This window comes from Amycolatopsis sp. SB7-3 (assembly GCF_041021335.1).
In the GTDB taxonomy this organism is placed as follows: domain Bacteria; phylum Actinomycetota; class Actinomycetes; order Mycobacteriales; family Pseudonocardiaceae; genus Amycolatopsis; species Amycolatopsis japonica.
In genome coordinates this window covers 1,115,031-1,126,105 of sequence record NZ_JBFPJQ010000002.1, presented here as the reverse complement: position 1 = coordinate 1,126,105, position 11,075 = coordinate 1,115,031, and the positions used below count along the sequence as shown (strand labels likewise).

12 protein-coding genes are annotated in these 11,075 nt (G+C 69.3%); 10 read left to right on the top strand and 2 right to left on the bottom strand.

What is annotated here, in order from left to right:
- Nucleotides 1-36: 36 nt before the first annotated feature.
- Entirely contained in the window at nt 37-696 is a 660-nt protein-coding gene (locus tag AB8M46_RS23355) for a hypothetical protein (protein ID WP_394361569.1), read from the bottom strand.
- A 447-nt stretch (nt 697-1,143) separates the two neighbouring features.
- Between AB8M46_RS23355 and AB8M46_RS23350 the strand changes: the two genes are divergently transcribed.
- The 5 genes from AB8M46_RS23350 to AB8M46_RS23330 are packed head-to-tail and all read left to right on the top strand — an operon-like array spanning nt 1,144 to nt 5,065.
- Nucleotides 1,144-2,181, top strand: a complete 1,038-nt coding sequence (locus AB8M46_RS23350) for an alpha/beta hydrolase (RefSeq protein ID WP_394361568.1) — start codon at nt 1,144-1,146, stop codon at nt 2,179-2,181.
- Nucleotides 2,178-3,011 carry an SDR family NAD(P)-dependent oxidoreductase gene (locus tag AB8M46_RS23345; RefSeq protein ID WP_394361567.1) on the top strand — a complete coding sequence of 278 codons (834 nt, stop codon included), beginning with the start codon at nt 2,178-2,180 and terminating at the stop codon, nt 3,009-3,011. Before AB8M46_RS23350 ends, AB8M46_RS23345 begins: the two co-directional genes overlap by 4 nt.
- Nucleotides 3,008-4,234 carry a glycosyltransferase gene (locus AB8M46_RS23340; RefSeq protein WP_394361566.1) on the top strand — a complete coding sequence of 409 codons (1,227 nt, stop codon included), beginning with the start codon at nt 3,008-3,010 and terminating at the stop codon, nt 4,232-4,234. Before AB8M46_RS23345 ends, AB8M46_RS23340 begins: the two co-directional genes overlap by 4 nt.
- Nucleotides 4,235-4,262: 28 nt before the next feature.
- Complete coding sequence (locus AB8M46_RS23335) at nt 4,263-4,637, top strand: hypothetical protein (protein WP_394361565.1); 375 nt, start codon at nt 4,263-4,265, stop codon at nt 4,635-4,637.
- Entirely contained in the window at nt 4,634-5,065 is a 432-nt protein-coding gene (locus AB8M46_RS23330; protein WP_394361564.1) for a MarR family winged helix-turn-helix transcriptional regulator, read from the top strand. Before AB8M46_RS23335 ends, AB8M46_RS23330 begins: the two co-directional genes overlap by 4 nt.
- On the opposite strand, the gene AB8M46_RS23325 is transcribed toward AB8M46_RS23330, so the two are convergent.
- Nucleotides 5,031-5,471, bottom strand: a complete 441-nt coding sequence (locus tag AB8M46_RS23325) for an SRPBCC domain-containing protein (RefSeq protein WP_394361563.1) — start codon at nt 5,469-5,471, stop codon at nt 5,031-5,033. The genes AB8M46_RS23330 and AB8M46_RS23325 overlap by 35 nt on opposite strands.
- A 220-nt stretch (nt 5,472-5,691) precedes the next feature.
- Between AB8M46_RS23325 and AB8M46_RS23320 the strand changes: the two genes are divergently transcribed.
- The 5 genes from AB8M46_RS23320 (at nt 5,692) to AB8M46_RS23300 (ending at nt 11,075) form a co-directional block, all read left to right on the top strand.
- Entirely contained in the window at nt 5,692-6,495 is an 804-nt protein-coding gene (locus tag AB8M46_RS23320) for an LLM class flavin-dependent oxidoreductase (protein ID WP_394361562.1), read from the top strand.
- 159 nt (nt 6,496-6,654) lie between these two features.
- On the top strand, nt 6,655-7,638 hold the full coding sequence (locus AB8M46_RS23315) for a TerC/Alx family metal homeostasis membrane protein (protein ID WP_394361561.1): 984 nt from the start codon (nt 6,655-6,657) through the stop codon (nt 7,636-7,638).
- Nucleotides 7,639-7,894: 256 nt separating this feature from the next.
- On the top strand, nt 7,895-9,118 hold the full coding sequence (locus AB8M46_RS23310) for a PP2C family protein-serine/threonine phosphatase (RefSeq protein WP_394361560.1): 1,224 nt from the start codon (nt 7,895-7,897) through the stop codon (nt 9,116-9,118).
- Nucleotides 9,115-10,641, top strand: a complete 1,527-nt coding sequence (locus tag AB8M46_RS23305) for an ATP-binding protein (RefSeq protein ID WP_394361559.1) — start codon at nt 9,115-9,117, stop codon at nt 10,639-10,641. Before AB8M46_RS23310 ends, AB8M46_RS23305 begins: the two co-directional genes overlap by 4 nt.
- Nucleotides 10,638-11,075: a response regulator gene (locus AB8M46_RS23300; RefSeq protein ID WP_038512078.1), complete on the top strand. Its 438-nt coding sequence runs from the start codon at nt 10,638-10,640 to the stop codon at nt 11,073-11,075. Before AB8M46_RS23305 ends, AB8M46_RS23300 begins: the two co-directional genes overlap by 4 nt.

Genomic DNA, 11,075 nt, shown 5'->3' with positions numbered 1-11,075 from the left:
ACGTCTCCTCGGGGGATCGGCGGGTGGTGCGGGGGATCAGCGGCCGAGCGGACCGGCGGCGTGCCGCCAGGCGTCGACGGCGAGCGCGTCGAGATCGAGGCCGGTGGTCCCGGCGTCACGAAGCACGACCAGCACGTCGTCGGCGGCGATGGCGACGGTGCGCAGACGCAGTCCCGGCAGCTCGGGGGGCTGTCCGGGGAGCGCCAGGAGTTGTTCGTAGGAAAGGCATTTCGCGCCCGGCACGACGGGAGCCGGGTGGACGGTGACGGTCGACACCGCGGTACCGGCCGCGTCGTCGACCGTCACCTTCGAGCACCGCCCGGCCTGCGCGGCCCAGGCCGCCAGATCGGGTGGGTTCGTCATGCGGGCGACCAGTTCGGAGACCTGGCCGCCGGGGACCGCGGACTGGAAGCCCTGGCCGGCGGCGCCGTCGCCGACCAGCCTGCCGTGGACGACGTCTTCGCAACCACCGACGTCGACCCTGCTCTCTCGACGGTCCGGGGTGGACAGTGCCGAGGCCACGTCGAAACCGTCGCGCGCGGACGCGTGCGGGACGGTTTCCGGTGGCAGCAGGGCGGCCTCCGGAACGACGGGGGGAGGCGGTGCGGGCGCGGCCTGAATCGATTCTCCGGGGGTGCCGGAAATGGTCGCGACCGCGGCGGCGGACACGACGAGAGCGCGAATTCGGGCAGCCATGAATAGCCCTTTCGGAAGGGTCCTTGGGGAGGGGTGGTCCCTTCGGTGGGACGCGGGCGCCGGGGTCGCGTCGGGGAACGCCGAACCCGGGCGGCACGACGAAGGCTACGACGGGAAATCGAATACCGGAAGGCATCAAGAGAACGTAAATGTCCTTCGTGTACAGGGTGTGACCTGCGTTTTCCGGACTTTTCGCTGGTGTGCGAGCCGGTCTGGTACTCCCGTGCCACAGTCGCTCACCGTCCGTGAGCGATGGGTCACCCGACTGGGGGAGGTCAAGGGATTTCTTGTTTCCCTGGCATTCATATTTTCCTCCCGGATTGTGGGCAGGACAATTGCCTGTAGGGGCTCGTTCCGCTTAACGTGTCGCCACCGCTGATTTTCTTTCTCGGGTAATCGCCGTCACATTTTCGAATTCTGTCGAACGACCGGGACAAAGGATTACGTATGCGCAATATTTCGAGGCGGCTGTGGGCGGTCGTGGCCGTCACCTGCCTGCTGCCGGGCGTCGTCGCGGCCCCGGCGCGGGCCGAAAGCGGTGTCCCGGACGCCAAGGCCGACGACGGCTCGCACGTCGTGGCCCAGACCACTGTGGACGGTGATCCGCGGATGCTGGACCTCACCGTGCGCTCGGTCGGCGTCGGGAGTTACGCGATGGTCCGGCTGATCCTGCCGTCGGGGTGGGCCACCGAGCCGGACCGGAAGTGGCCGGCGGTGTACCTGCTCGCCGGGGAGACACGGCTGCAGGACTATCGCGGCTGGACCGCCAACACCGACATCCGGAAGCTCGCCGACGACTCCGGCGCGCTGGTGGTGATGCCGGGCTCCGGTTCGGCGGGGTTCTTTTCCGACTGGTGGAATTACGGCAAGAACGTCGTGCTCAATCAATGGGAGACCTTCACCGCCGTCGAGATCCCGCAGCTGATCGATCGCGGCTATCGCGGCGACGGTCGCCGAGTGGCGGCGGGGCTGTCACTCGGCGGCTACGGCGCGGTCGAACTCGCCGCCCGGCGGCCGGGGGTGTTCCGGTTCGCCGGATCGTTCAGCGGCAACCTCAACCCCACGGGTCCATACGGCGAGCTGCTCACCAGTGCGATCGTCGCCTCCGCCCGGCAAGACCCCGAAGCGCTCTGGGGTGACCGTCGTCGAGAGGCGTCGCGCTGGGACGCGCACGACCCGCTGGTGAACGCCGACCGCCTGCGTGGCACCGAGCTGTACCTCTCGACGGGCAACGGCCTCCCGGGGCCGTTCGACGGCAAGCTCCCGATCGACGTGCTGCCCGGCGCCATGCTGCTCGAATTCCTCTGCTCCGGGCAGACCACCGCGATGGCCGACCGGCTGAACCGGCTCGGTGTCCCGGTCATGACCGACTTCTACGGGGCGGGCACGCATCATTGGGCGTACTGGCAGGACCAGTTGCACAAGACGTGGCCGCGGATGCTGCGTGCCCTCGCCGCGCCGGTGAAGGCGGGGGAGGCGTCGTGACCCGTCCGTCCTTTGTGGTCACCGGGGCGTCGAGCGGGATCGGCCGGGCTTGCGTGGCCGAACTCGTCCGGCGGGACGCCCACGTCTGGGCCAGTGTCCGCACCGACGCGGATGAAACGGACCTCGCGCGGACCTTCGGCGAGGCGGTCACCGTGCTGCGGATGGATCTGCGGGATCCGGCGTCGATCGCGGACTGCGGGGAGAAGGTCGCGGCGGCGGGCCCGTTGCGTGGACTGGTGAACAACGCCGGGATGGCCCGGCCGGGACCGTTGGAACACGTCCCGCTCGACGATTTCCGGCAGCAGCTGGAGGTCAACGTCACCGGTCAGCTGGCCGTCACGCAGGCGATGCTGCCCGCGCTGCGCGCCGCGACCGGTGCCAGGGTCGTCACGGTCGGGTCGATGGGCGGGCGGATCGCGGGGCCGATGGTCGGGCCGTATCACACGTCGAAGTTCGCCTTGGTCGGGTTGACCGACAGCCTGCGCGCCGAGCTGGCCCCGTCCGGGATCGGCGTTATCCTCGTCGAACCCGGCGCCGTCGCCACCTCGATCTGGCCGCGTGCCCGCGCCGCCGCCGAAGAGGTGCGTGCCGCACTGCCGGAAGCCGCGCGGAAAAGGTATGCGGCGCAATTGGACGAGGCCGAGCGCAGTGCCGAGCGGTCCGCGCGGAACGGGGTGCCGCCCGAGCGGGCGGCGCGGGTCGTGGTCCACGCGCTGACCGCACGCCGTTTCGCGCCGCGGTATCTGGTGGGCAGGGACGCGCGGATCGCCGCCGTGCTGGCGAACCTGCCGTTCCGTCTCCGTTACCGGCTGACGGCGGCGAAGCGATGAGCCGGCTCGTCGTGATCGTCGCTCCCGGCTCTCGGGGCGACGTCCAGCCGTGTATCGCCTTGGGGCGTGGTCTCGACGGCGATCGGGTGCGGGTGCTGGCGGCCGAACGGTTCCGGACCCTGGTGACCTCGCACGGCCTGGATTTCGCCCCGCTCTCGGCCGATCCCGCGGAGATCCTCGGTTCGGACGGCGGACGCGAATGGACGGAGGGGCGCACGTCCGCGACCTTCCTGCGCGGGTTGCGCGGCGCGCTGGCCCCGGTGATGGAGCGTCTGCTGGCCGACGTCCACCAGGGATCGGCGGGAGCGGACCTCGTACTCGCCCCGACGCTGGGATTCCTCGGCGCGCATCTGGGCGCGTCGCTCGGTGTTCCCGACGTCGAACTGCACTACCAGCCCAGCGTTCCGACAGGGGCTTTCGCGCATCCGCTGGTGCCGTGGGCGGCCAAGACCGGGCCGTGCGGCAGGCGGCTGAGCTTCCGCGCCGTCGACACCGTCGCGTGGCAGGTGCTCCGGCCGGAGGTGGACCGGTGGCGCGAGCGGTCACTCGGCCTGCCCTCGGCCGGTTTGCGTGGGCCGCGGCGGACGGAAACCCCGGTGCTGTGCGGGTTTTCCGACGCCGTGGTGCCCCGGCCGAAGGACTGGCCCGCGCGGGTCCACGTCACCGGCTACTGGTTCCTCGAGGCGCCCGCCGCCTGGCGGCCGGACCCGCGCCTGCGGGATTTCCTCGCTTCGGGACCGCCTCCGGTGTATGTCGGTTTCGGCAGCATGCGTCCGTCGGAGGCGGAGCGGACGTTCACGGCCGTCCGCACGGCGTTGCGCCGGATGGGGTTGCGCGGTCTGCTCGGCACCGATGCCGGCGCCGACGAAGACGATCTGCTGACCGTCGGGGATGTTCCACACGCGTGGCTGTTCCCGCGCACCGCGGCGGTGGTGCACCACGGTGGCGCGGGCACGACCGCGGCCGCGTTGCGCGCGGGCGTTCCCTCACTGGTCTGCCCGGTCTTCTCCGACCAGCCGTACTGGGGCGACCGCGTCTTTCGACTCGGCGCAGGGCCGCGTCCACTGCCGCTGCGGGAGCTGACCGCGGACTCGCTGACCGCGCGGCTGCTGGAGCTGTCCGGCAACCTCCTGTTCCGCCGCGGGGCGCAGTACGTCGCGGCGCGGCTACGGGAGGAGGACGGCGTGGCGCGGGCCCGGCAGGTACTGCGGGAGGTGGGCTAAATGTATGCGATTCGCATATAGTTGAGCCATGGAACTCGAAGCGGCGATCAACGAGTGGCACGAGAGCGTCAACGCAGGCGACCTGAGGCGATCGGCGGCCGCGGTCGGGGATCCCGTCGTGGTCCTCGGGCCGAAGGGCGCCGGGCCGATCACGTCCGCGCAGTTCGCCGACTGGGTGGATCGGTCGGGGATCAGGCTGAAGCCGCGATCGTGGCATCCCGTCAGTGATCGCCTGATGGTGGTGGAGGAGGACGCGACCTGGCCCGAAAGCGCGGGGCCGACGCGGGTGGCGACCGTGTTCCGGGTGGGCGGCGGCAAGGTCACCGCGGCGCTCCGGCTGCCCGATCTGAAGTCCGCGCTCGAACTGGCGTACCTCTGCCGCGAGATGGCGGCGACCGAATGAGCGCCCCAGGTCCGGGCCAGGCCCTGTTCGCCTTCGTGCGGCACTGGTCGCGCCGGACCGCGGCCGTCGCCGACCAGGGGCGTCTCGTCCTCGTCTGTGAGGCGGCCCACTCCCTCGCCGAGCGCGGGGCCGCGACGACGGTGAACGCGATCGCCGTCGAGATCGGCCTCGATCAGAGCGGTGCGTCTCGGCTGGTCAAGGCCGCGATCGAGGCGGGGCAACTGACCATGGAGACTTCGCGGAGCGATGGGCGTCGTCGCGAGGTTTCGCTCACCGCGGTGGGCCGGGTCATGCTCGACCAGGCCCACCGCTGGCAGGAACAGGTTTTCGATCAGCTGACCGACGGATGGAGCGAGAAACGGCGAAGCGAGTTTCAGCGGGCCATGAGTGATCTCATCGACCGCTCACATCTGCTACATACTCCGTGAGGCGGCCGAAGCAGGACTGCCAGCCTTCGACGTGGCTGTCGCGCTCCGCCACGGTCTCGAAGATCGCTTGGTGGAACGACATTTCCGTCTTGCCGTCGAGGTCGGAGAAGTCGACCGTGACGAGGGTGTCGTGCCCGCGGAAGCCTTCCGGCTCCTCCCAGGCGAAGCTGAAGACGAGCCGCTCCGGCGGGACGATCTCGTGGTAGACGCCTGACATCCACAGCACGGTCTCGCCGTCGCTGATGCAGGTGCGCCACTTACCGCCCTCGGTGAGGTTGACCGTGCAGGACTTGCTGGTGAAGCCGGCCGGGCCCCACCACCGGGCGAGATGGTCCGGATCGGTCCACACGCGGAAGACGAGCTCGCGCGGCGCGTCGAGGAGACGGGTGATCGTCAGGTCGGTCATCGTGGTTCTCTTCCGCAGTTATTCAACCGAGAGGTTAATCAATGCCCTGGTTGAACTCTAGTGGGGCTGTCAACCTGGGCAACACATGTGATCAGACGGACGACACGCGTGACTGAATGGACGACACGCGTGTCCAGCCGGACGTCTCGCGGCGGGACCGGCCGACGTCCGACGCCGGAAACCGCCCCGACTGTCGGTGCCGGTCCGTACGGTCGCAGGCATGACTCTGCGCTCAGCACTCTGGCTGCCGATTTTCGACGACCTGGCCGACCCGGTGATCGTCGCGCGTCTCGCCGCCGAAGCCGAAGAAGCGGGCTGGCACGGCTTGTTCGTCTGGGACCACATCCGCTGGCGCGAGCCGGTGCGCGCGATCGCCGATCCGTGGATCACCCTCGCCGCCGTCGCGTCCGCCACCGAGAACCTCGCCTTCGGCCCGATGGTCACGCCGCTGGCCCGCCGCCGTCCGGTCAAGCTCGCCCGCGAGACGGCCACGTTGGACCGGCTGAGCGGCGGACGGCTGATCCTCGGCGCGGGGCTCGGCAGCGACCGCTTCGGCGAGGAGTTCTCGAGGACCGGCGACGAACCGGACGATCGCAAGCGCGCCGAGATGCTCGACGAGTCGCTCGAGATCCTCACCGCCGCTTGGTCCGGCGAGCCCGTTCGGCACCACGGCGTGCACTACACGGTCGACGACATCACCTTCCTGCCTCGCCCCGCGCGTCCGGTACCCGTGTGGCTGGCCGGTTTCCCGGGGAAGACGAAGCCGATGCGCCGGGCCGCGCGGTACGACGGGTTCTTCCCGGTGAACCTGCCGCACGCGGACGAGTTCGCCGAGGCGGTCGAGACGATCACCGCGCTGCGCGAAGGCGACGAGACGCCGTACGACTTCGCCATCGGGGTGCCCGCGGGTACGGATCTCGCGCCCTATGAACGGGCGGGCGCGACCTGGTGGATGGCCGAATTCCCCTGGGGCGACCTGTCCGTCGACGCGGTGCGCGGCGTCTTGCGGGAGGGCCCGGCTTGACCCCCGCTTTAATATCTCTTTACTAAATGCGATACTGGACCGACGAGGGGAGTACTTCCCAAGAGCCTGCCCGGTCAGTACGGACATCCCGCCGATGTCCCCGGGAGGCCGCCCCACCGGGGTGAAGGAGACCTCGAACTTCGAGTTCGAGGAGGCTTCATGCCCGAGTCCGTGGCAACCGTGGGATCGCCGGCGTTGTGGGCGATCAGCATCGCCGTGCTGCTGGCACTGCTCGTCGCCGATTTCGCGGTGACCCGGCGTCCGCACGAGGTTTCGATGCGGGAGGCCGCCGGCTGGTCGGTCTTCTACCTGGCGCTTCCGGTGGTGTTCGGGCTCTGGTTGTGGCTCGAGTTCGGCGGCGGTCAGGCGCTCGAGTTCATGACCGGGTTCGTCGTCGAGAAATCCCTGTCGGTCGACAACCTGTTCGTCTTCATGCTGTTGCTCGCCGCCTTCGCGGTCCCGGCCGAGGTGCAGCAACGTGTGCTGCTGTACGGCATCGTGGGCGCGCTGGTGCTCCGCGGCGTGTTCATCGCGGCCGGTGCCGCGATGCTTTCGGCGGGAACCTGGGCGTTCCTCGTCTTCGGCGTCATCCTGTTCGCTTCGGCGGTCAAGATCCTGCGCGAGGCCATGTCCGGCGGTCAGAGCGAGCTGGACCTTTCGCAGCTGCGGTCGGTCCGGTTGCTGCGCAAGCTGATGCCGGTCACGGACGACTACCGCGGCACCCGGCTGATCGTGCGTGAACACGGACGCCGCGCGCTCACCCCGCTGGCGGTCGTGGTCGTCGCGGTCTTCGCGACCGACGTGGTGTTCGCGGTCGATTCCGTGCCCGCGGTGTACGGCATCACCGAAGACCCGTACCTCGTGTTCGCCACCAACGCCTTCGCCCTGATGGGCTTGCGTGCCTTGTACTTCGTGCTCCACACGGCGCTCGCGAAGCTGGTCCACCTGAACCACGGCCTCGCGATCATCCTCGCCTTCATCGGCGTGAAGTTGGTCCTGCACTGGGCTCACGGGATCTGGCCGTCGGTGCCGCAGGTCCCGACCCCGGCCTCGCTGGGCGTGATCATCGCCGTCCTCGTCACGGTCTCGTTCACCAGCCTGTACGCACGCCGTCGCGAAGCCGCCCGGACGGCACAGGAGTGAGCGATGATCACCGGACTCGTCGTCGGCTTCCTGATCGATCTGGCGGTCGCCGCCCTCTTCCTGGCCGCGCTGGTCCTGGTGGGCGCGGCGATGCGTCCGCCCCGGCCGCCACGCGATCCCTGACCGTGGGAAACCTGGCGTGTCGGTGGTCCGGACCGGCGGCATGTCCCGTACGGCCGGTACGCTCCCGGTGGTTGAGAAGACAGCCGTCTTCTGTTCGCACGCCGGAAAAGCCGGTGAGGAAAGGTGGCTGTCCGTGTCCAACGCCGTGCGTCACGGCGAGCAATCCCCGCCACGTAGACCTTCCACCCAGCCGACCCGGTTGCATGTCCTGCTGGTCGAGGACGACGACGGCGACGCGCTCCTGGTCGAAGAGATGCTCGCGGACGCCGTCGAAAACCTGGAACAGGTCGTCCTCGACAGGGTGACGACGCTCCAACGGGCACTCGCGCGGCCGATCACCGCCGACTGTGTGCTCCTGGATCTCCAGCTTCCGGACGCGACGGGCCTGACCGGTCTGACCAGGCTCCGGCAGCACGCGCCGTCGACCGCGGTGATCGTCCTGACCGGTCAGGAGGACGAGGCCACCGGGGTGGCGGCGCTGGGCGCGGGTGCCCAGGACTATCTGGTCAAACAGCATGTCGACGGCAGGCTCCTGGCGCGGACCCTCCGGTATTCCTGGGAACGCAGCCGTGCCGAACGCATCGAGCAGCAACTCCTGCAGCATCAGTTGCTGGCGAGGGAGAACGCGCGCCTCGAACGCGGCCTGCTGCCGACCCCGCTGGTGACCGATCCCCGGCTCGGGCTCGCGGTGCGATACCGGCCCGGCCGGAACGGGGCCTTGCTGGGCGGCGACTTCTACGACGCCGTCGAACTCCCCGACGGCACCCTGCAGCTGGTCATCGGGGACGTGTGCGGACACGGCCCGGACGAAGCGGCGCTCGGTGTCGCGCTGCGGATCGCGTGGCGTTCGGTCGTGCTCGCCGGGCTGCCGATGGCGGGAACACTGGCGTTGGTGGAGGAAATGCTGCGGCACGAGGCCTTGGGGCCGCTGTTCGCCACCGTCTGCATGATCACCGTCGCCCCGGACCGCCGCTCGCTGAAGATGACACTGGCCGGTCATCCGCAGCCGCTTCTGGTCGACGACTCGGGCGGCAGGCTGCTGTCCAGGGAAAAACTCGGCCCGCCGCTCGGCGTGGCGCCGGGTGCGGGATGGCGAGAGCTGACGGTGCCGATGGGACCGCGATGGTCACTGCTGCTGTACACCGACGGCCTTTTCGAAGGACGGGTCGAAGGCAGCGGGGAACGCGTCGGGCTCGAACGGATGGCCGCCGCCGCGCTGAACAGCCTGGACGCCGAGGGCGGTTCCGCCGCGGCACTCGATCACCTGATCAGCGAGATGGACGTCCTGCACGGCGGTCCGCTGGACGACGACGTCGCGCTGGCGTTGCTCACGTTCGATTCCGGTGAGCCGTCGTGACGAAGCCCGTTTGGTCGATCAGCCGCTGGGCGGTGTTGTCCGGGGTGATCGCCGGTCTGCTGCTCGGGAGCGCGATCGTGGCCGGCGCCCTGGCCTTGACGAACCTCACCGATTCGCGCGCCAGGCTGCTGGACGTCACCGGTCCGCAGGTGCTGCAGTCCACCTCGCTCTCGACGGCGATGCTGAACCAGGAGACCGGTGTCCGCGGCTACATCCTGGCCGGACGTCCCGAGTTCCTGGAGCCGTACCGGGACGGTTTGAGGGCCCAGGACGCGGCCGTCGCCGAGTTGCGGCGACTCGGCGCCGTCCCCGGTACCGCGATCGGTGCCGATCTGGATCGGGTGCTGAGCGCCGCCGCGACCTGGCGAAGGACGGTCATCGAACCCGTGCTCGCCGGCGCACCGGCCACCGGCGCACAGGTGGACGCGAGCAAACCGCTGTTCGACCAGGTCCGCGCGGCCCTGAGCGTGTTGCAGAACCGCCTGGAGGCCGACCGGCTGGACGCACGGGAAGACCTGTCGGCCGCCGCCGAGGTCCTGCGGGCCATGCTCATCGTGATCGCGGTGCTGCTCTGTGCCGCGTTCGCGCTGGTCTTCCTTGTCCTGCACCGGAAACTGATCAAGCCGATCCGTCAGCTGGCCACCGAGGTCCGGGATGTCGCGCAGACCGACGTCCATCGGGAGGTCCGCGGCTCCGGTCCGAAGGAGATGCGGGAGCTGGCGTCCGATGTGGAGTCGCTGCGCTCGCGGATCCTCGACGAGGTCGCGCTGCTGGAGCGGGCGCAGGAGCTGATCGTGACCCGGACCCGTGAGCTGGAGCGGTCGAATTCGGACCTGGAGCAGTTCGCCTACGTCGCGTCGCACGACCTCCAGGAGCCACTGCGCAAGGTGGCCAGTTTCTGCCAGCTGCTTCAGAAGCGGTACCAGGGAAAACTGGACGAACGCGGGGACCAGTACATCGGTTTCGCCGTCGACGGCGCGAAACGGATGCAGGCGCTGATCAACGATCTGCTCGCCTTCTCCCGCGTCGGTCGCCGCCCGGGGGAAAGTGTCCTGCTGGAGTCCGAGGACCTGCTGGACGCCGCGCTGGGCAACCTCGAAGACGCGGTCGCCGAGTCCGGCGCCCGGGTCACCCACGGCGAGCTTCCCGCTGTACGCGGGGAGAAATCCCTGCTGACGGCGGTCTTCCAGAACCTCGTCGGCAACGCGATCAAGTTCCGCGGCGAGGAGCCGCCGGAGATCGAGATCTCCGCGGAGCCGGACGGCGAGGACTGGCGGTTCTCCGTCACCGACAACGGGATCGGCATCAGCGACGAGTACGCCGAGCGCATCTTCGTGATCTTCCAGCGGCTGCACGGCCGCGGCGAATACCCGGGTACGGGGATCGGCCTGGCCCTGTGCCGCAAGATCGTCGAACACCACGGCGGGAGGATCTGGCTGGACACCAGTGTGCCGTCGGGGACCCGGTTCTGCTTCACCCTGCCCGCCACCCCGAACCCCGACGAAGGAAACGAGCAAGCATGACCGAGTCCTTGGAGCCGATCCACATCCTGCTGGTCGAAGACGACCCCGGCGACGTTCTCATGACGCAGGAGGCGTTCGAGCACCACAAGATCCGCAACACCCTTTCGGTCGTCTCCGACGGCGAGCAGGCCTTGCAGTTCCTGCGCAGGGAAGCGCCGTTCGAGGACGCGGAACGTCCGGGGCTGATCCTGCTCGACCTGAACCTGCCCCGCAAGGACGGCCGTGAGGTGCTCAGCGAGGTCAAGGCGTCGCCGGAGCTGCGTACCATCCCGGTGGTCGTGCTCACCACTTCCGAAGCCGAAGAGGACATCCTCCGCAGCTACGACCTGCACGCCAACGCCTATGTCACCAAGCCGGTCGACTTCGACCGGTTCATCGACGTGGTCCGCCAGATCGACAACTTCTTCGTCACCGTGGTGAAGCTTCCCCGCTGA

Bases quoted from the DNA above. Each gene is read 5' to 3' on its own strand.
- AB8M46_RS23355 (WP_394361569.1), bottom strand. From the start codon at position 696: ATGGCTGCCCGAATTCGCGCTCTCGTCGTGTCCGCCGCCGCGGTCGCG.
- AB8M46_RS23350 (WP_394361568.1), top strand. From the start codon at position 1,144: ATGCGCAATATTTCGAGGCGGCTGTGGGCGGTCGTGGCCGTCACCTGC.
- AB8M46_RS23340 (WP_394361566.1), top strand. From the start codon at position 3,008: ATGAGCCGGCTCGTCGTGATCGTCGCTCCCGGCTCTCGGGGCGACGTC.
- AB8M46_RS23335 (WP_394361565.1), top strand. From the start codon at position 4,263: ATGGAACTCGAAGCGGCGATCAACGAGTGGCACGAGAGCGTCAACGCA.
- AB8M46_RS23330 (WP_394361564.1), top strand. From the start codon at position 4,634: ATGAGCGCCCCAGGTCCGGGCCAGGCCCTGTTCGCCTTCGTGCGGCAC.
- AB8M46_RS23325 (WP_394361563.1), bottom strand. From the start codon at position 5,471: ATGACCGACCTGACGATCACCCGTCTCCTCGACGCGCCGCGCGAGCTC.
- AB8M46_RS23320 (WP_394361562.1), top strand. From the start codon at position 5,692: ATGACTCTGCGCTCAGCACTCTGGCTGCCGATTTTCGACGACCTGGCC.
- AB8M46_RS23315 (WP_394361561.1), top strand. From the start codon at position 6,655: ATGCCCGAGTCCGTGGCAACCGTGGGATCGCCGGCGTTGTGGGCGATC.
- AB8M46_RS23300 (WP_038512078.1), top strand. From the start codon at position 10,638: ATGACCGAGTCCTTGGAGCCGATCCACATCCTGCTGGTCGAAGACGAC.